The organism is Corallococcus silvisoli, from assembly GCF_009909145.1.
In the GTDB taxonomy this organism is placed as follows: domain Bacteria; phylum Myxococcota; class Myxococcia; order Myxococcales; family Myxococcaceae; genus Corallococcus; species Corallococcus silvisoli.
The window spans coordinates 133009-151822 of record NZ_JAAAPJ010000007.1 but is presented as its reverse complement, the minus strand read 5'-3'; the positions used below and the strand labels follow the sequence as shown (position 1 = coordinate 151822).

Here is an 18814-nt window from a genome sequence, read left to right as displayed (position 1 = left end):
TCAGCATCCGCGCGGCAGGTGCACCCGGAAGGTGGTGCCCTCCTCCACCGTGGACACCACCTCCACCGCGCCACCGTGCGCGTGGGCGATCTGGTTCACGATGAAGAGCCCCAGGCCCACGCTGCGGCGCTCGCTGCCCTCCGTGGTGCCTCGGGTCATGGGCTCGAAGAGCACCGGCAGCAGCTCTCGCGGGATGGGCTCCCCCGCGTTCGTCACCGCCAGGACCACCTCCCGCGCGTCCCCGCGCGCCTCCACCCGGATGTGCGCGCCCGGCTCGCTGTACTGCACGGCGTTGGTGAGGAGGTTGGTCAGCATCTGCGCGATGCGGTCCGGATCCCACTTCCCGTGCCCGTCCCCCTCACACACCACGTCCAACGCGCGCCCGGGCGCGGTGAGCCGCACCTCGTCCACCACCTGCTCGGTGATTTCGTACAGGTCCACCGGCCGCGGCTTCACCGGCAGCGCCATGCCCGTGCGGACGTGGGTGAAGTCCAGCAGGTCGTGGATGAGCCGGTTGGCCCGGTCCGACGAGTCCAGGATGCGCCGCAGCCCCCGGCGGGCCCGGTCGTCCAGGTCCGTCCGCCGCATCAGCGTCGCCGCCGCCAGCGAGATGGCGTTGAGGGGGTTGCGCAGGTCGTGGCTGACGATGCCCATCAACTGTTCGCGCAGGAGCGACGCCTCCCGAGCGCCCAGCAGCTGCGTGTCGCGCTCGTTCAGCACCTCCTCCTGCTCCAGCTGGTGCCCCACCAGGTCCCCCAGGTGGCGGAAGACCTCCAGCACGGACTCGGTGAGGTCCGCGGGGTTCGCGTCCAGCGCGCACATCACGCCGAAGAAGTCCCCGTTGCGCCGGTACAGCGGCACCGCGATGTAGCTCTCGATGCCATACAGCTTCGGCGCGGGATGGTCCTGGAAGCGCGGATCCTTGCTCGCGTGGTTCACGAGCAACGGCCCGCCCAGCCCGCGCACCGTGTTGCAGAACGTCGTGGAGACCACCAGCGTGTCACCCGGGCGCAGGCCGAACCCCATCTCATCCAGGACCGCGCAGCACGTCCACGACTCCGGCGTCACCCGCGCCACCACCGCCAGGCGAAGGCCCGTCGTGCGCGTCAGCACCCGCAGCACCGTCTTCACGGCGTCGATGCGGCCCACGGCCTCGACGTCCGCGGTGACGGCCTGGGCGGGGCGGATGTGGGGATGGGCGGGGGGCGGGGGGCTCATGGAAATCCTCTGCGCAATCCTATCCAGTCCGTGGACCCCACGCCCCTCGCACTTCCAGGCGTGGCGGCACGCACCCGCTCGGCACTACGTCTGTCCAGCGGCCGGACGGCCCTCCAGCAGCTCGATGGCGGTCCGCACCGCCGGCGGGACCGGCACCTTCTCGTGCGTGGCGTAGCGCAGCGTCACGATGATGGAGCCCCCGCGCGTGTAGAGGACCCCGTCGTCCGCGCCCGCCACCACGTGCTCGAAGGTGATGGAGGACGTGCCCACCCGAGCGACGCGCGCCCCCGCCACCAGGCTCACCGGGAACACCACCGGCCGGAGGTAGTCCGCGTGCGTGTTGGCCAGGATGGGCCCAACGCCCTCCGCCGTCGTCCGCTCCGTCCCCGCGCCAGACGGGCCCACCAGACCGATGCGCGCCAGGTACGCGATGCGCGCGGACTCGAACCAGGTGAACGTCCGGGCGTTGTTGACGTGCCCGAACGCGTCCATCTCGCTCCAGTGCACGGTGAAGGGCACGACGACGGGGAAGTCCTTCAGGGCCGCATTCGACATGCCCTCATGGTCGCAAGGACCGTCCCACCGGGGAATGGAAACCACGCCTGCCCGCCCTCCAGGAGCCATGGCCAGGCGTGCTAAGCCAGGGGTTCATGGCTCTCCGGTCCGCCCTGGCGCCTTCCTTCCGGCCGTTCCCCTCCACCGTCCCGGGTCCTCGCGATGGCGGGTGAGCCCACGCGGCCCCGGGGGGACCGCCAAGACACCACGCCCGCGCCCTGGGAGGACCCAGGGCCCAAGCCGCCGCCGCAGCTGGTGCGCGAGCGGGGCAGCGCCACCGCCACGAAGCCCCAGAAGCACGCGGACATGGTGCGCTGGCTGCATCCCACGCAGGTGCTGCGCACGGGCCTGGACGCGGTGGTGGCCACGGTGTTCGGCGCGCGCGCGGACCACCGGCTCATCGAAGCGGTGGTGCGTCCGCAGGCGCCCTACTTCGACTATTCGGAGGAGGCCGGCGCGGACGGCGACCTCTGGCTGGACTACGTCTCCGACATCGGCGACGGCTGGGACTCCACCTACGCGGTGGCCCGCCTGCTGGCGCTGCCGGAGCTGAACCTCCCCGAGGAGGGCGGGAAGGTCCACGCCACGCCGCGCGGCCGGGTGCTGGTCTTCGGCGGGGACGAGGTCTACCCGGGCGCCAGCCGAGAGACCTACGAGGAGCGCACGGTGCAGCCCTACGAGGCCGCCATGCGCCGCTCGCAGGCGCCCCACCCGGACCTGTTCGTCATCCCGGGCAACCACGACTGGTACGACGGGCTGTCCGCCTTCATGCGGCTGTTCTGCGCGCAGCGCTGGCTGGCCGGGCGACGCACGCGGCAGACCCGCAGCTACTTCGCGCTGAAGCTGCCGCGAAAGTGGTGGCTCATCGGCACGGACGTGCAGCTCAACAGCGACATCGACGTGCCCCAGGTGGAGTACTTCCGCCAGGTGGCCGAGCAGATGGGCGCCGACGACCGCGTCATCCTCTGCAACGCGGAGCCCGCGTGGGTGCTCGCGGCGGCCCGCCGCGCCAAGGGCAGCTACCTGGAGAACAACCTGGAGTACCTGGAGGAGAAGGTGCTGGGGCGGCGCATCTGCGTCTTCCTCGCGGGGGACCTGCACCACTACCGCCGGCACGAGGACGACACCGGCCAGCACCGCATCACCGCGGGCGGCGGCGGCGCCTTCATGCACCCCACGCACGCGCCCGCGGCCCCCGTGCTGCGCGACGGCTCCACGCTGCGCAAGTGCTTCCCGGACGAGGCCACGTCGCGGCGGCTGGCGCGCAAGAACCTGCTCCTCATCCGCTACAGCCCGCTGTTCGGCCTCATCACCGGGCTGTGGTACCTGCTGCTCGCGCTGGCGGCGTACGCGGAGGTGGGCTCGCTGGGCCTGTCCCGCCTGCCGGACGTGGCGTCGGCGGTGGCCAACAGCATGGTCAACCGCCCGTGGACGCTCATCCTCGGGATGGTGACGATGGGGGGGCTCGCGGGGCTGGCGGACGCGGCGCTGGGGAGGTGGCGCGCGCTGCTGGGCGGACTGCACGGCGCCGCGCACATCGCGGCGGCGTTCTGGGTCGCGTGGGGCGCCACGTACTTCACGGTGAGCAAGCTGGGCATCTGCCCGGAGCTGATGCCGGACGGAGCGCACTGCACGGACGGGTGGATGCACCTGGCCGGCAAGTTCTTCTTCTCGTGCACCCTCACGTTCGTGGGCGGCTTCCTCGTGGGCCCGTTCATCACCGGCGTGTACCTCTGGCTGTGCGTGAACTTCTTCGGCGCGCACTCCAACGAGGCCTTTGGCGCGCTCGCGCTGCCGGACTGGAAGAACTTCCTGCGCATGCGCATCGGGAAGGACGGGGCGCTGACCATCTACCCCGTGGGCCTGGAGCGCGTGCCGCGCAAGTGGAAGCCCACGGGCGCCGGGCCCATGGCGCCCGCGTTCGACCCGGACGACCCCAGGGCCACCGAGCCGTTCCTCATCGAGCCGCCCATCCGCATCGGCGGTTGATCACCCCACCGGGCGCGAGGCCCCGGGCCCGCCGGCGGGAGCCTCCTCCTCCTCCGTGCTCCCGCTCGCGGCCCGCGAGGCGTCCTCCAGCAGCGGCGCGATGCCGGGCTGCTTGCGGGTGAGCATCACGTAGTCCTGGAGGGCCGCGTCCAGGCCCACGTCGCGCCTCGCGCGCTCGGACAGGAACCACTTGTGCTCCAGCACCTGGCAGTAGAGCTCCGCCGTGTCCGCGACGCGGCCCAGCTCCTTCTGGAGGCGGGACAGCGTGGGGTGGTAGCGCTCGTCCAGCCAGCGGAACGCGGCCACGCTCAGGGGCACGCTGCGGTCCAGCTTGCGCGTCAGCGTGGCCTTCATCTCCCGCACCTCGTTGAGCAGCAGGCTCGCCTGCCGCTCCTCCGCGACGATGCCGGTGAGCGTGTGCAGCTGGTGCCGGTGGTACTCGCGGTCCGTGACGATGGTGCGCATGCGCAGCTGGCTGCCCTGCCCGCTCGCGACCAGCTCCACCTCCCCCACGGAGAAGCCCAGGTCGTTGAGCGTGCGGATCCGCTCGTGGATGCGGTAGCTCTCGTCAGGCTGGAGGATGATCTCCCGGTTGATCTCGGCCCACAGCCGCTCATAGCGCTGGCGGATGCTGCTGGCCGTCTCCTGCCAGGCCTCCAGCTCCTGGGGCAGCTCCTCCGCCAGCTCCACGCGCGCGGCCAGGTCCGCCAGGCCTCCGGCGACGTTCTCCTCCATGATTTGCAGGTCCATCTCCCGCTGACCGGCGGACAGCTGCTCGTGCAGCTCGGACGTCTCCGCGTCCACCGCGTACGCCTGCAGCTCGCCCGCGTCGCGGCGGAAGAGCACGTTGGACAGCGAGCAGTCGCCCCAGAAGAAGCCGCCCAGGTGCAGCCGCACCAGCAGGCCCGCCATCGCGTCCAGCAGCCGCGAGCGGTAGCGCTCCAGGCCCTGGTGCATGAACAGCGCGCGGTACGGCAGCGACGACGCCAGGTACTGCGTGATGAGCATCCCGGGCCGGTCCCCCGGCGCGGACTCCTGGTCCGCCTCCGTCTGGACCGCCAGCCCCACGGGACACACCGACGGCAGGCGCCGGTCCTCCAGGCCGCGCAGCACGTCGTACTCGCGCTGGGCCACGCGCGCGGGCGTCTCCTTGAAGGCGTAGATGGTGGCGCCGTAGCTGACGAAGACCACCACGTGGCGCGACAGCCCGCGCGGCACCTCCACCACGCGGGGTGAACGCTCCGGCCACGCCTCCAGCGGCAGCTCCCACGGGAGGTCGAGGAAGTCTGGGTGGCCCTGCCGGATGTGCAGGGAGTGGAGGCGGCGCGCGGGGTGGGACATGGCGTCCCCCAGCCTACTGGCCGGGTGGGCGCGCTTCACGGGACGCGGACGCTGGCCGGGGCGGAACGTTCGCTGCTAGAGGAAGAAGGCATGCGTCCCCTCCGCGGCCTCTCCCTGTGCAGCGCGGCCCTGCTGTCAGCCTGCGCGAGCTCCTCGCCGTCGCCCGGCATCAACCCGCCCGCGCCTGGAAGCGTCATCCTCGCCGCGCCGGCCGGAGACGGGTGGTATCGGGGCGCGGTCTTCTACGAAGTGTTCGTCCGCAGCTTCCAGGACTCCAACGGCGACGGCGTGGGGGACCTGCCGGGGCTCATCTCGCGGCTGGACTACCTGAACGACGGCAACCCGGCGACGACGGACGACCTGGGCGTGGATGCGCTGTGGTTGATGCCGGTGTTCGCGTCGCCCAGCTACCACGGCTACGACGTGGTGGACTACGAGCGCATCCAGACGGCGTATGGCTCGCTGGATGACCTGAAGCGGCTGTGTGACGAAGCGCACCGCCGGGGCATGCGCGTCATCCTCGACTTCGTCATCAACCACACCAGCGCCTCGCATCCGTGGTTCGTGGACTCGGCGTCGTCGCCGCAGTCAGCGAAGCGCGACTGGTACCAGTGGCGCGCGAACAACCCGGCGTGGAATCAGCCGTGGGACACCTACTCGCAGACCAACACGTGGCATGAGCGCAACGGCGCCTGGTACTACGGCGTCTTCTGGGGCGGCATGCCGGACCTGAACCTCCAGACGCCCGCGGTGCGCGAAGAGGTGAAGCGCCTGGCCACGCTGTGGCTGGAGCGCGGCGTGGATGGCTTCCGGCTGGATGCCGCGCGCTACCTCATCGAGACAGGCGGAGGCGCGGGCCAGTCCGACACGCCGGAGACGCACGCGTTCTGGAAGGAGTTCTCCGCGCACGTGCGGTCGGTGAAGCCGGACGCGGTGCTGGTGGGAGAGAGCTGGAGCGAGACGCCGTCGGTGGCCAAGTACTACGGCTCCACCGCGACGGTGCCGGGCGGGGACGAGCTCCCGCTCAACTTCAACTTCCCCATGTCGACGCGAGTGCTGGAGGGCATCAACGCGGGCAGCAGCGGCGGCGTGGCGGCGAAGCTGCTGGAGATGCGCAACAACTACCCGGCGGGCGTGGCGGACGCGCCGTTCCTCACCAACCACGACATGGTGCGGTTGGCGACGCAGTTCTCCAACGACACGTCGAAGCTGGGGCTGGCGGCGGCGGTGCTGCTGACGCTGCCGGGCGCGCCGTTCCTCTACTACGGCGAGGAGCTGGGGCTGGGGAACGGCGCCGGAAACAACGACGAGGCCAAGCGCACGCCGATGCCCTGGACGGCCGCGCCGGGCGGAGGGTTCACCACGGGCACGCCGTGGTACGGCTTCTCCTCCGGCCGGGAGACGGCGAACGTGGAGGCGCAGCGCGCATCACCGGGTTCGCTGCTGTCGCGCTACCGGTCGCTCATCCACGCGCGTCAGGGCTCGGAGGCGCTGCGCACGGGAGGCCTGCGGCTCTTCACGGCGACGACGGGGGTGTCCCGCACGCTCGCGTTCGTGCGCATGCTGGACGACGAGCAGGTGCTGGTGGTGCACAACTTCTCCAACGCCCAGGAGGCCGTGGGGCCATTCGACGTGGAGGGCACGACGGCGGAGCCGCTGTTCGTGGATCCCGGCGTGGCGCCGCTGACAGGAGCCTCGGGGGCGTGGAAGACCAGCATCCCGCCGCGCTCCACGGGCATCTGGCGGGTGCAGTAGCGGCCGGCGTCACGGAGCGGGCGACGGCGGATCCACGCGCCTTGCATCCTCCACACCGGGCACGGCCACCCCTGGCACCGACATGTCCTCCGTGCCCGCCGGAGCGACCTCCGGCGCACCCGCGCCTTCCGTGCCCGCCGCCGGGGCCACCACCGCCGCCGGGGCCACCTTACCGCCCGCGGGGACCACCGCGCTCCACGCCGGCTTCGTGGGCCCCAGCACCTCCTCTTGCGTCGTGCCCGGCTGCACCAGCAGGTCCACCACCGGCGACTGCGACGCATCGCCCTTGCGGCCTCCGCCGAAGCGGTCGTAGGTGGCCTCTCCCGGCGCGATGCCCATCGCCATCAGCCGCTGGTTCGCGGTGACATCCCCGCCGAACATCCCGCCCAGCGCCACGCGCCGCTCGAGGGACGCGCCCGTCACCGCCACCGCGTAACCCCAGTCCGCCCGCGCGTGTCCCCCCAGGAAGCGGTCCGGCACCTGGAACATCACCGTGCGCCCGCTCACCTGGATGATGGTGGGGAAGAACACCCGCGCCTCCAGCGCCTGCTCCGTGGCCGCGTTCAGCTCCGCCTCCACCTTGCCGCCAATGGGGCCCGTCTTCTTCTCGTAGTCCTCCAGCGCCGCCTGACGCCAGTGCTTGCGCAGGGCCTCCCGCGCCTCGTACGGGCGCGGCGTCAACACCACCGCCTTCTCCCACCCGGAGTCCGGCGCCAGCGTGAGCCCGCGCCCCGGCAGCGTGTCCGTGCGCCCGGAGCCCGCCGCCCGGTCGGTGTCCACGTACAGGTCCACGTTGAATGTGTAGAAGCCGTGCCGCGCGCGCTCCGCGACCGTGGCGCCCTCCAGGTCCAACGCCTGCGCGCGCGACGGCCTCGCGATGGGGTGGGCGAACGTCACCTCGAAGCGCGTCGCCTCGCCATCCGCGAACGCCGCCACCGCCACCATGTCCAGGTCGCCCCGCCCCAGGTCCGTCCGGCGCGGATACACCAGCTCCCCGTCGCCGTGGTCATCCCCCACCGGATCCGTCAGCCGGAACAGCAGCGCGTCCTCGCGCGTCTTGCCGCCGGAACACGCGGCCAGGGAGGAGGCGAGCAGGAGCGCGGACACGCGGCGGCGCGGGAGCACGGAAGGACACCTCGGGCACGAAGAGAGGGAACGGCCCTGGAGGTGTATCGCGCGGGCCCCCAAACGCAAGGAGCCCGGAGTGCCTTCACAGGCGCCCCGGGCTCCCACTGCGTCAACCGCATGCCCCGCTGGATGCAGGGCGCGCGGTGACTAGAACTGCGCCTTCATGAACGCCTTGACGCGCACGTGCTCGAAGTTGCGCTCTTCCAGGCTGTTCCAGCCGCCGTTGCGGTTGGTGAAGCCGCGCGAACCCACCGCCACGCCGTGGTCGGCCGAGATGGAGTCGTCCGCGTACTGCACCACGAAGCCGTCGCCGAAGTCGGGACGGAAGGTGCCGAACGCGTACTGGCCCTCCAGACCGAACTCCACGCCGGACAGGATGTAGCGCGCCTTCACCAGCAGCTGGTTCTTGTTGTGCTTGCCGGACGCCATCTCATGGTTGTTGTACGCCTGGAACGCCGTGTTGCCGTCCAGCAGGTCCGCGAAGAACTTGGAGTAGCTGGCGGACACGTACAGGTCATCCGTGAACTGGTAGCCCGCGCCCGCGGTGAACGTCGTGTAGTCCAGCAGGCGGTCGTCGTCCGCGATGTTGTCGAACGGCTTGAACTGGTAGCCCGTGACACCGTCGCTGTTCGTGATGACCGCCGGGTTGCCGTACAGGCCGGAGGTGCTGTTGCCAGCGCTGTACTCGTTGACGAGCGAGTTGTCGCACGCCACCGCGCCACCCGGGCACGCGCCCTGCTGGAACGGCAGGAAGCGCGGGTCGTTCATGCGCTTGTCCGACTCGTGGATGTACTTGAACTTGCCGAACACATCGATGCCCTTCAGCACGTCCACCACGTACTTGGCGCGCAGCGCGACCAGGTGCGTCTTCTTGTCCTGGAAGGGCTGGTAGGCGGTGCGGAAGTTGTGGCCCACGCCCGAATCCAGCTCCGTGCCGGGGTACGTGGTGTTGTTCAGCGACTGCTGGTCGTTGCCGTACGCCTGCCAGTTGGTGTTGTAGGTGATGAAGGAATACTCACCGCCCACCTCCAGCGCGCCGTTGGTGTAGACCGGGTTCGCCGTCACGCCCTTCCAACCGATGGCCGTCTCCGCCATGGGCTCGTCGAAGTCCGTGAAGTCGTTGTCCACGTTGATGGTGGCGACCTGCTGGGCCTCGCTCGTCCAGCCGCCGTAGCCGATGCGGGTGGGGTTGCCCTTGTAGACGCCGTAGGACGCGTTGGACGGACCGGGGAACGCGAAGCTGCCGTCGTGACCTTCGGTGAGCAGCACGTCCGCCTCGCGGCGGCTGGCCATCACCGCCACGTAGTCCGCGCCAATGCTGAACAGCTGGAAGTTCAGCGACAGGCCCACGTCCAGCGGGTCGTTGAGGGACGCGTTCAGCATGTACGTCTGGTCGGTGTGGTGGCCCGCCAGCACCGCGCTGTAGCCACCAATGCCGCCGAAGTTCGCCGGCGAGAGCACCGGGTCCGCGTTGGAGTACGACGTATACGCGGCGCCGCGCACGTCCAGCCACGAGCCCATGTGCAGGCCCGCCTTCAGACCGCCCACGCCGTTGCGGTAGCGAGGCGTGAGGTCACGGCCGTTGTCGAAGTCGTTGTCCTCGGAGTTGATCTCCTGGTCGTTGGCGTACTGGAAGATGCCGCCCACGTCGAAGAGCTCGGAGGGGGTGTACTTCGCCTGGAAGCCGTAGGCGGCGTCACGCGCGTGGAACGCGCCCGTGTTGAAGCCCGGGCCGGCCCAGAGCCGGGGGAGCGCGATGCGCGCCGCGTCCCACGTGAGCTTCCGGTCGAAGTTGGAGCCCTGCAGCATGATGGCCGACGCGTTGTCGCGGTCGATATAGCGGACGCGGCCGATGACGAACGGGTCGAACTGGCCCAGGTCCGTCGAACCGATGAGCGCCGAGTCGATGAGGTAGCCCGGACGCAGCGTCACCGCCATGCCGCGCAGCTTGATGTACTGGTTGGAGCGCGGGTCGAACTCGCCGCAGTCGCCCGCGACACAGGGCTTGGACGGGTCACCGCCGAAGCCACCGAAGTTCGTCCAGAAGTTCTGGTTGAAGCGGCTGTGGATGCGGCCGTTGACCTCCACCTGCGGGGAGATCTTCGCGTTCAGCAGGAGCTCCAGCTCCGTGCCGATACCGTTGTCGCCGTAGCCCTCACCGGGAACTGTCGTGAAGTTGTACATCGCGCCCTGGTCGCGCTGATTGCCCCAGAGGTATTTGGTATAGGTCGTGCCGCCAATGGTGAGCTTGGGGCCGCTGTCCTGCGCCATGGCCGCCCCAGGAATCAGGCCGGCCGCCACGGTGAGCGCACACGCTCCCCGCACCACGTTCTTGCGATTCTTCATGATGTTCGGAAAACCCTTCTCGAAGACTTGATTCAGAGGGGGGTCATCCCCTCTCCCGGGGCCGCCGCGGGTTCGCCGCGGCAGCCCTCCCCGTGTTGCATCAAACCTTGAAACAGACTGTTTTGAACAGTCCGCCGGCGACTACTTCGTCGGCGTGGCCGTGGTCGGCGCCGGAGCGTCCGTCGTTCCAGCCGGAGCGGCCGGAGCGGGCGCCGGAGCCGGAGCCTCGGGGGCCGCGGGAGCCGGAGCAGGAGTCGCCGCGCCCGCCTGCGCCGCGGGGCGGTTCGGGCCGGCCACCATCTTCAGCGTGGCCTTCTTCGTTGCGGAACCGTCACTCGCGCACTCGTAGGCGAGCATGTCGTACTGCGCCTTGACCTCGGAGCTGTCGCCCTTGCCCTGGCCGGCCAGCACGTCAATCACATGCGGGTCGCAGTTGAAGTCAGAGCCGCCGCCAAAGCGGTGCTGGCCCTCGTATTCGTTCACGCGGCGCGTGAGCAGGTCATTGTCCGCCGGGAAGCCCTCGTTGGACTGCATCACGACCTGGTAGCCCCACTTCGTCGGGTCGCCCTCGCCCAGGTCGGCGTTCAGCACCGTGGCGGTGATCTTGTTGCCGGAGGCGCGCACCTTGGTGGGCACCACGACGGCGCCCTTCATCGCGCCCGCCTTGTTGTTGGCCTCCGCGCGCACGCGCGAGGAGCCCTGCGGGGAGATGATGATGACCTTGTCCCAGGCGTCCTCCGGGGCGAAGGCGATGTTGAGGCCCGGGGGGCTGTCCGTGAAGCCGCTGCCCACCTTGTGGTCCGTGTCGATGAAGACGAAGACCTCCTGCACGGAGAAGCCGTCCGCCATCTTCCAGGGGTTCTCCAGCGACGCCTTCAGCTGGATGGTGATGTCGGTCTTGTTGCCGCCCTGGTCCAGCGTGAAGCCCGTCAGGTCGAACGAGCCCGGCTTGTACACGGGGTCCGTCGGGTAGGTGTACTTGCCCGGGCCCTTGTCATCACCGGTGGGGTCCTTGAACGACACCTTGTCGGCCAGGGCCGGGGCCGCGGACAGCGAGGCGGCCAACGTCAGGACTGCGATGCGGGGGTTGATCATGGGATGCGGCTCCTTGCAACGACAGACGGGGGGACTGCGAAGAACGGCGCGACTAACCCTTCACGCCACCGGCGGTGAGCCCGGAGACGAGGTACTTCTGGAGGAAGAGGAAGAGGAACACGACGGGCACGGACACGATGATGGAGCCCGCGGCGAAGTAGCCCCACTGCTGGCTGAAGCCACCCACGAAGAAGCGCAGGCCCACCGGCGCCGTGTACATGGCTTCCTGGTCCATGAACGTCGCCGCGAGGATGAACTCGTTCCACGCGGTCATGAAGCTGAAGAGCGCCGTCACCGCCACCGCGGGCTTCGCCAGGGGCAGGATGACGCTCCAGAAGATGCGCCCCACGGACGCGCCTTCAATCAGCGCCGCCTCCTCCAGGTCCTTGGGGATGGTGTCGAAGTAGCCCTTGAGCATCCACACGCTGAACGGGATGGACGTGGTGGCGTACACGATGATGAGGCCCAGCCGGCTGCTGCCCAGGCCCAGCCACTGCACCAGGATGATGTAGAGCGGGATGAGCATCAGCGTGCCCGGGAACATCTGGGACACGAGGAACGCCATCATGCCCGCGCGCTGGCCGGGGAACTTGAAGCGGCTGAAGGCATACGCCGCGGTGCACGCCAGGAACACGCCCAGCACCGTGGTGCCAATGGCCACGATGGCGCTGTTGAGCATCCACTTCGCGAACGGCTGGTCCGTCATCACCGACGCGAAGTTGGACGTGGAGAAGGTCTCCGGCCACGGCGTCACCGCGCGCAGCCGGTCCCAGAAGGTGGGGTTCTCCGGCAGCGTGGCGATGGCCAGGCTCTGCTTGCCGGAGAAGGCCAGGCTCACCACCCAGAGGATGGGGTAGATGGTGAAGAGGGTGAAGGCCACCAGCACCGCGTGCAGCGGCAGGTGGGAGAAGCCTTCGCGACGTTCCGAGAAGAGCGCCATGGGTTACGCGGCCTCCGTGGCGCGGCTCATGCGGTTCTGCACCAGGCTGTAGAGCAGCAGGATGCCGAAGATGACGGTGGAGTACGCCGCCGCGTAGCCGTGGCGGTAGCGCTCGAAGGCGAACTTGTACGCCTGGGTGACCAGGATTTCGGTGGAGCCGCCCGGGTCGCCGCCCGTCACCAGGAAGATGATGTTGAACATGTTGAAGGTCCACACCACCGACAGGATGACCGCCGGCACCAGCGCGGGCTTCAGCGCGGGCAGCGTGATGGCGGTGAACTGCTGCCACCGGTTGGCCCCGTCCACGCGCGCCGCTTCGTACAGCTCCCCGGGGATGGACTGGAGCGCGCCCAGCGACACCACCATCATGAAGGGGAAGGACAGCCAGCCGTTCGTCGCCAGCGCGGTGAGGAACGACGTGACGGGCGAGTCGAACCACGCCAGGCCCTCGCCGCCGAACATCCGGATGACGTGGTTCACCACGCCGAACTGCTGGTGGAACATGCCCTTCCAGATGAGCGCGGTGATGTAGTTGGGCATGGCCCACGGCAGGATGAGCAACACGCGGTACACCGGCCGCATCCGCAGGTTGGGCACGTTGAGCGCCAGCGCCAGCAGCAGGCCCACCGTCACGCCGATGGTCACGTTCGTCACCGTCCAGAGGATGGTGAAGAGCAGCGTGTAGTAGAAGTTCAGGTAGTTGAAGACCAGCGAGCCGTCCGCCGCCGTCTTCGCGAAGCTGAAGTCGCCCAGGATGTCCGTGTAGTTGCGCAGGCCAATCCACAGCTCCGACAGCGGCTGGCTGCTGTTGTAGAGGTTGGCGTCGGTGAACGACAGCGTGATGCCGTAGGCGAAGGGGAAGAAGACCAGCAGCACCATCCCCACCATCGCCGGCGCCACGTAGACGTACGCCTGCCGGTGCTCCACCGCCGTCGCCACCATCCGGTGCAGCGCGCCCAGGCCGATGAAGAGCAGCACCGCCAGCCCCAGCGCGCCCAGCGCGCCCAGCGCCTTGCCCGCGTCACCGCGCACCTGGGCGCCGCGCGCCGCGAGCTTGTCCGCGTCCGGCGCGCCGGAGTCCGTCAGCCGGCCCAGCGGGCGGCGCATCGCGTCCGCGTCCCACGCGCCCGGCTTCAGCGCGGGGTCCTCCTTCAAGTGGTTCGCGGCGACCAGGGCCCGCGCCAGCTCGCCGCGCGTGCGCAGCTCCGCGCTCACGGCGTCCTCTGTCTCGCGCAGCTCCGCGTCCAGCGCGCGCAGCGAATAGACGGTGTAGCCGCCCAGGCCCGCCAGGAAGAGCGCCGCCGCCACCGCCACGCGCGCGCCCTGACGCGACAGCGCGTACACCGCGCCCGCGCACGCCGCCAGCGGCAGCAGCAGGGCCAGCAGCACCGGCGTCCACGACGGCGCCTCCGCCTCCGTCAGCACCGGCGTGAAGTACTCCACCGACCCCACCACCTGCCCGTCCACCTCCACCGGCGCGGCCAGCAGCTGGCCCCCGGTGGGGCGCATCTCCGACTCCACCTCCGCCTTGCGCGCGCCCTCCTCCTCGCGGTTCGTCTCCACCGCGGCGCGCAGGCGCTGGCCGCGGTCGTACAGCGGCTTCTCCTCGCGCGACAGCCGGCGCGGCGCGGCCTTGTCCCCGGTGTCGTCCGGGAAGGTGGACGCCTCCAGGCGGATGCCGCTGAAGGCGATGACGCGCGCGGCGCTCCCCGGCGTCCCGGGCCAGGCGGAGACCACCGCCTTCACGGCGTCGCCGTGGCCCTCCGCGCGCTGGACCAGGTCCGCCAGGCCCAGCAGGGCCACGGCGGACTTGCGCTGCGCGCGCTCCTGGCCGCGCTCGGCCTGGGCGCGGACCAGGAGCCCGTGCGCCAGGAACAGGGACGCGCCCAGCGCGAGCGCGAGCCCCACCAGGACGCGCCCCCTCATGCCTCCCGCGCGGCCCGAGGGCCCCGGAGTGGCGGGGTCCGTCGCGGCGTTGTTCGGGGAGCCGCGGCCTGGCGCCTGGGAGGCACCGGCCGGGGAAGAGGACTCCTGGGGGGCGTTCTGGCTCACTTCGGCTCCTCGCTTACTTCTTGCGCAGACCGGCGACGTCCTTCGCCACGCTCTTCTGGGCCGCGTCCAGCGCCGCCTTGGGCGTGGCGGTGTTCTTGAACACGGTGTTCATGGCGCTGGTCGCGGGGGTCCAGACCATGGACATCTCCGGCAGGTTGGGCATGGGCACGGCCACGTCCACCTGGTCCTTCATCGCCTTGAGCAGCGGATCCGCGGCCACCTTCGCGTCCTGGTACACCGCCTGGTTCGCGGGGCTCTGGCGGCCCTCCAGGGCCAGCGTCCTGCCAGGGGCCGCGTCCGTGAGGAACTTCGCGAAGTCGTACGCCGCTTCCTTGTTCTTCGACGGGGCGGCCACGTACACGCCCTCCACCGTCATCCACGGCTTCATCGGCGTGCCCTTGTTCTCATCCAGCGTGGGCAGCCGCGCGAGGCCATAGTCCACGTCCTTGGAGACCTCGCCCAGGAACCACGGGCCGGAGAACACCATCGCGGCCTTGCCCTCGTTGAAGAGGGAGGTGATGAGCGCGCTGGAAGGCTCCGCGGGCAGGATGCCGTCCTTGTTCTTCCACTTGAGCACCTGCTCCACCGACTTCACGTTGGCGGGCGAGTTCATCGTGGGGGCGTTCTTCGCGTCGAACACGCCGCCGCCGAAGCCGTTCATCACCGCCGCGTGGTAGTAGAAGTCGTTGTACGCGTACGCGAGGCCGAAGCGGCCCGCCTTCGCGTCGGTGAGCTTCTTCGCCATCGTCACCATCTCGCCGGACGTCTTGGGCGGCGTGGGGACCAGCTTCTTGTTGTAGATGAGCGTGATGACCTTGTAGTTCAGCGGCAGGCCGTACGCGGTCCCGCGGTAGGTCATCGCCTCCATCGTCGTGGGGATGAAGCGCTTCTTCGTCGCGTCATCCAGGAAGAAGTCGATGGGCTCCACCGTGTTGCCCGCTTCAATCCAGCCGCCCAGCCGGTCCTGCGCGAAGATGAAGAGGTCCGGGCCCTTGCCGCGCGGCACCGTGGCGGAGATCTTGTCCGCGTAGGCGTCGTAGGGCACCGCCAGCGTGGTGACCTTGACCTTGCCCTCGTTGGCCTTGTTGTACTCGGCGACCACCTTCTCCAGGGCGGCCTTCTCCTCCGCGCGGTAGGCGTGCCAGAGCACCAGCTCCGTGGCGGCGAAGGACGGGACGGGCAACAGGCCGACTGCGCACAGACAGAGGGCCGCGAGCAACGTTCGCAGGTGGGTCATGGGGGAAAGCCTCCGGGATATCAAACGGACAGCCGCAGCTCGGAATCAGCGTCGAAGAGGTGCAAGGACTCCAGCTCCACCCTCACGGGCACGGAGGCGCCCGGCTCTGGGGTGGCCTGGGGTGGCAGGCGGAAGACCAGCGGGTTGTCTCCCAACCGGGCGTGCACGATGAGCTCGTTGCCCAGGGGCTCCACCAGCTCCACGCGCGCCTCGGTGGGCGCGGACTCGCCGCGCGCGGACGCGCCCTGGGGCAGGATGTTGTCCGGGCGCAGGCCCACCTTCAGCTTGCGGCCGCCCTTGCCCGCCGTCGCCGCGCGCAGCGCCTGGGGCACCGGCAGCGTGAAGCCGTCGCCCGAAAGCGACGTGCCGTCCGCGTCCAGCGTGGCGCCGAGCATGTTGATGGGCGGCGTGCCGATGAACTGCGCCACGAAGACGTTGACCGGCTTCTCGTAGACCTCCAGCGGCGTGCCCAGCTGCTGGAGCTTGCCGTCCTTCATCACCGCGATGCGGTGGCCCATGGTCATCGCTTCAATCTGGTCGTGCGTGACGTAGACGGACGTGACCTGGAGCCGGTTCTGGAGCTTCTTGATCTCCGAGCGCATCTGCACGCGCAGCTTCGCGTCCAGGTTGGAGAGCGGCTCGTCGAAGAGGAACACCGCGGGCTTGCGCACGATGGCGCGGCCCAGGGCCACGCGCTGGCGCTGACCGCCGGACAGCTGCTTGGGCTTGCGGTCCAGCAGGTGCGAGATGCCCAGGATCTCCGCCGCCTCGTCCACCAGCTTGTCCATCTCCGGCTTGGGCGTCTTGCGGATCTTGAGGCCGAACTCCAGGTTCTGCCGCACCGTCATGTGCGGATAGAGCGCGTAGTTCTGGAACACCATGGAGACGTCCCGGTCCTTCGGCGGCAGCGCGTTCACCGCGCGCGGACCGATGGAGATGGTGCCTCCGGAGATCTCCTCCAGGCCGGCGATCATCCGGAGCGCCGTGGACTTGCCGCAACCGGACGGCCCCACGAGGACCATGAACTCATGGTCGCGGATATCGAGGTTGAGCCCCTCGATGACCGACACGTCTCCGTACCGCTTCGCCACGTCCTTGAACGACACGCCGGCCATCAGGCCCTCCAGCAAGAGCCCCGCTCGCGCCGGTGACAGCAGCACGTCCGGGTCAGGTTCTGCGCGTCCTCCGGGTGCCTCACTTCACGCGCCCGAGGATGCGCGCGGACTGCGGCGGAAGCGCCAGCTCCAGCGTGGCGCCAGCCTTCGTCCGCCCTCCGTTCAGCAGGTCCTCCACCTCCGCGACGCCCGTCCAACCTTCCGGCCACGGCACCGACGCCGCGCCCTTCGTCTTGCCGCGGTTCACCGCGACCACCACCGTGTCGCCCGAACCCGCGTCCTTGCGCTGGAAGACATACACGTCGCCTTCCGTGGAGAGCGGCTCATGCGTGCCGCGCGACAGCGCCGGGTGCGCACGGCGGATGGAGATGAGGCGCTTGTAGTACTCGCGCAGGGCCTCGTCGCGCTTCTTTCCGGCCCCGGGCTTCACCGCCTGCCTGCCCCACGGCATGTCGCTTCGGTTCCGCGGCCAGTCCCCGCCCGCGCGGCCCACCTCCTCGCCGTAGTAGATGACCGGGATGCCGCTCGTCGTCAGTTGCAGCGTGGCGGCCAGGCGGAAGAGCGTCACGTTGCCCTGCAACTGGTGCAGCGCCCCGTCCACGTCGTGCGACGACAGGAAGTGCGCCAGGTGGTGCCCCGGCGTCACCTTTGCGCGCGACTGGAGGTAGCGGTCGAACGCCACCGTGCGGCCACGCCCCTGGAGGAAGCCCAGCGTGTTGCCCTGGAAGGCGAAGTCGAACCCGGCGTCCATCTCATCCGGGGTGAAGTAGGGCTCCAGCACCTGCACGTCGCCGCCCCACACCTCGCCCAGCAGGAAGAAGTCCGGGGACACCTCCGCGCGCGTGCGGCGGCGGTGTTCCTTCCAGAAGTCGTGGGACACGTGCTTCACGGTGTCCAGCCGGAAGCCATCCACGCCGGAGCGCTTCGCCCAGTCCAGCTGCGCGTCCAGCAGGTACTTCGCCACCTCCGGTACTTCCGTCTTGAAGTCCGGCAGGCCCGCCACGCACGACGTCAGGTCGTCCTGGCCGCAGGTGCCCTGGTCCTCGGAGCGCAGCCAGTCCGGGTGGTCCTTCAGGTAGCGCGAGTTGTAGCCCGGGTGGTTGTAGACGACGTCCAACAGCACGCGGATGCCGCGCGCGTGCGCCGCGTCCACCAGCGCCTTGAAGTCCGCCTCCGTGCCGAAGCGCGGATCCAACGCGTGGAAGTCATCCGCCCAATAGCCGTGGTAGCCCCAGTCCGGAAAGCCAGAGCCGGTGACGAAGCCGGGGATCTGCTTCAAGAGCGGCGTCACCCACAGCGCCGTCACGCCCAGCGAGGACAGCTCCTCCAGCTTCGCGGTGAGCCCCTTCAGGTCGCCGCCGTGGAAGGTGCCCGGCGCCTTCACGTCGCCCGGCTCGTTGTTCGTGGGGTCGCCGTCCGCGAAGCGATCCACCACCACGAAGTACAGCACCTCGTCGCCCCAAGGCCGCGCGGGTTCCTTGTTCTCCGGGACCTGTACGACCGGCGCCGGGGGGGCCGCGGGGGCCGGAGCGGCCTCCGTCACGGGCGCGGCGGGCTGCGTCGCGACGGCCTCCGTCGCGGGGCGGGTCGGCGTCTCCGGCGCCGTGGCGCACCCCGCCAGACACAAAGCAGCAAGTCCCTGGAACCACGGGTGCCACCAACCACGGTGGGGGGCAGCGTTCGATTGTCGGCAGGGGGGACGAAAGAACATCTGGGCGCGGCACTGTATCCAACAGTCTGAGAATGGGTGAAGGGTCGTCGGAACAATCGGCTGATGCCGCAACGCGGCATGTCCCGGATGTCGTCCTCTGCACACCCGCGTGACGCAGGGCGTGAGCGACTTCGACGGAGCGCGTGACTCCTACCGCACCGCGTCTCATCCCAGCGCCCCTCCCCACCCAACCTGGGAGGGTGGCTCCTCCAGCCCCAACCCGGCCATCCAACGGGTCCGGTAAGACTGGAAAAACCTCCGAAGGCCACTTGTGGGGGAGCTGACTGCTACCCTGGCCAGAGATTTCCACACCTGGAGGCTTCTTCTGAGAG

The 18814-nt window shown here is 69.8% G+C and carries 13 protein-coding genes; 2 read left to right on the top strand and 11 right to left on the bottom strand.

Annotated features, from left to right (window positions below; translation table 11 throughout):
- Positions 1-1218, bottom strand: coding sequence for a GAF domain-containing sensor histidine kinase (locus GTY96_RS14970; RefSeq protein ID WP_161665084.1), 1218 nt, complete (start codon positions 1216-1218; stop codon positions 1-3).
- Positions 1219-1302: 84 nt separating this feature from the next.
- The gene (locus tag GTY96_RS14965; RefSeq protein WP_161665083.1) at positions 1303-1773 is read right to left on the bottom strand and encodes an acyl-CoA thioesterase; all 471 of its coding nucleotides are present in this window, start codon (positions 1771-1773) and stop codon (positions 1303-1305) included.
- Positions 1774-1935: 162 nt separating this feature from the next.
- Here GTY96_RS14965 and GTY96_RS14960 point away from each other — a divergent pair, with 162 nt between their 5' ends.
- Positions 1936-3762 (top strand): metallophosphoesterase, encoded by a 1827-nt coding sequence (locus GTY96_RS14960; protein WP_201756092.1) that lies wholly within the window; start codon positions 1936-1938, stop codon positions 3760-3762.
- Here GTY96_RS14960 and GTY96_RS14955 read toward each other — a convergent pair whose 3' ends face one another.
- The gene (locus tag GTY96_RS14955) at positions 3763-5103 is read right to left on the bottom strand and encodes a DUF4032 domain-containing protein (protein WP_161665082.1); all 1341 of its coding nucleotides are present in this window, start codon (positions 5101-5103) and stop codon (positions 3763-3765) included.
- 90 nt (positions 5104-5193) lie between these two features.
- On the opposite strand from GTY96_RS14955, the gene GTY96_RS14950 reads away from it, so the two are divergent.
- On the top strand, positions 5194-6858 hold the full coding sequence (locus tag GTY96_RS14950) for an alpha-amylase family glycosyl hydrolase (protein ID WP_161665081.1): 1665 nt from the start codon (positions 5194-5196) through the stop codon (positions 6856-6858).
- A 9-nt stretch (positions 6859-6867) separates the two neighbouring features.
- On the opposite strand, the gene GTY96_RS14945 is transcribed toward GTY96_RS14950, so the two are convergent.
- From GTY96_RS14945 to GTY96_RS14910, 8 genes are all read right to left on the bottom strand, one after another.
- On the bottom strand, positions 6868-7983 hold the full coding sequence (locus GTY96_RS14945; protein WP_161665080.1) for a glucodextranase DOMON-like domain-containing protein: 1116 nt from the start codon (positions 7981-7983) through the stop codon (positions 6868-6870).
- 150 nt (positions 7984-8133) lie between these two features.
- The gene (locus GTY96_RS14940; protein ID WP_161665079.1) at positions 8134-10332 is read right to left on the bottom strand and encodes a TonB-dependent receptor; all 2199 of its coding nucleotides are present in this window, start codon (positions 10330-10332) and stop codon (positions 8134-8136) included.
- 141 nt (positions 10333-10473) lie between these two features.
- Entirely contained in the window at positions 10474-11427 is a 954-nt protein-coding gene (locus tag GTY96_RS14935) for a glucodextranase DOMON-like domain-containing protein (protein ID WP_161665078.1), read from the bottom strand.
- A gap of 52 nt (positions 11428-11479) precedes the next feature.
- Positions 11480-12367 carry a sugar ABC transporter permease gene (locus tag GTY96_RS14930; protein WP_161665077.1) on the bottom strand — a complete coding sequence of 296 codons (888 nt, stop codon included), beginning with the start codon at positions 12365-12367 and terminating at the stop codon, positions 11480-11482.
- A 3-nt stretch (positions 12368-12370) separates the two neighbouring features.
- Entirely contained in the window at positions 12371-14419 is a 2049-nt protein-coding gene (locus tag GTY96_RS14925) for a carbohydrate ABC transporter permease (protein WP_161665076.1), read from the bottom strand.
- A 13-nt stretch (positions 14420-14432) separates the two neighbouring features.
- Complete coding sequence (locus tag GTY96_RS14920; RefSeq protein WP_161665075.1) at positions 14433-15656, bottom strand: extracellular solute-binding protein; 1224 nt, start codon at positions 15654-15656, stop codon at positions 14433-14435.
- A 20-nt stretch (positions 15657-15676) separates the two neighbouring features.
- On the bottom strand, positions 15677-16771 hold the full coding sequence (locus tag GTY96_RS14915; RefSeq protein WP_161665236.1) for an ABC transporter ATP-binding protein: 1095 nt from the start codon (positions 16769-16771) through the stop codon (positions 15677-15679).
- A gap of 79 nt (positions 16772-16850) precedes the next feature.
- On the bottom strand, positions 16851-18398 hold the full coding sequence (locus GTY96_RS14910) for an alpha-amylase family glycosyl hydrolase (RefSeq protein ID WP_201756091.1): 1548 nt from the start codon (positions 18396-18398) through the stop codon (positions 16851-16853).
- Positions 18399-18814 lie beyond the last annotated feature (416 nt).

Excerpts from the sequence above, each read along its gene's own strand:
- GTY96_RS14970 (WP_161665084.1), bottom strand. The coding sequence starts at position 1,218 with ATGAGCCCCCCGCCCCCCGCCCATCCCCACATCCGCCCCGCCCAGGCC.
- GTY96_RS14965 (WP_161665083.1), bottom strand. The coding sequence starts at position 1,773 with ATGTCGAATGCGGCCCTGAAGGACTTCCCCGTCGTCGTGCCCTTCACC.
- GTY96_RS14960 (WP_201756092.1), top strand. The coding sequence starts at position 1,936 with ATGGCGGGTGAGCCCACGCGGCCCCGGGGGGACCGCCAAGACACCACG.
- GTY96_RS14955 (WP_161665082.1), bottom strand. The coding sequence starts at position 5,103 with ATGTCCCACCCCGCGCGCCGCCTCCACTCCCTGCACATCCGGCAGGGC.
- GTY96_RS14950 (WP_161665081.1), top strand. The coding sequence starts at position 5,194 with ATGCGTCCCCTCCGCGGCCTCTCCCTGTGCAGCGCGGCCCTGCTGTCA.
- GTY96_RS14940 (WP_161665079.1), bottom strand. The coding sequence starts at position 10,332 with ATGAAGAATCGCAAGAACGTGGTGCGGGGAGCGTGTGCGCTCACCGTG.
- GTY96_RS14935 (WP_161665078.1), bottom strand. The coding sequence starts at position 11,427 with ATGATCAACCCCCGCATCGCAGTCCTGACGTTGGCCGCCTCGCTGTCC.
- GTY96_RS14930 (WP_161665077.1), bottom strand. The coding sequence starts at position 12,367 with ATGGCGCTCTTCTCGGAACGTCGCGAAGGCTTCTCCCACCTGCCGCTG.
- GTY96_RS14920 (WP_161665075.1), bottom strand. The coding sequence starts at position 15,656 with ATGACCCACCTGCGAACGTTGCTCGCGGCCCTCTGTCTGTGCGCAGTC.
- GTY96_RS14915 (WP_161665236.1), bottom strand. The coding sequence starts at position 16,771 with ATGGCCGGCGTGTCGTTCAAGGACGTGGCGAAGCGGTACGGAGACGTG.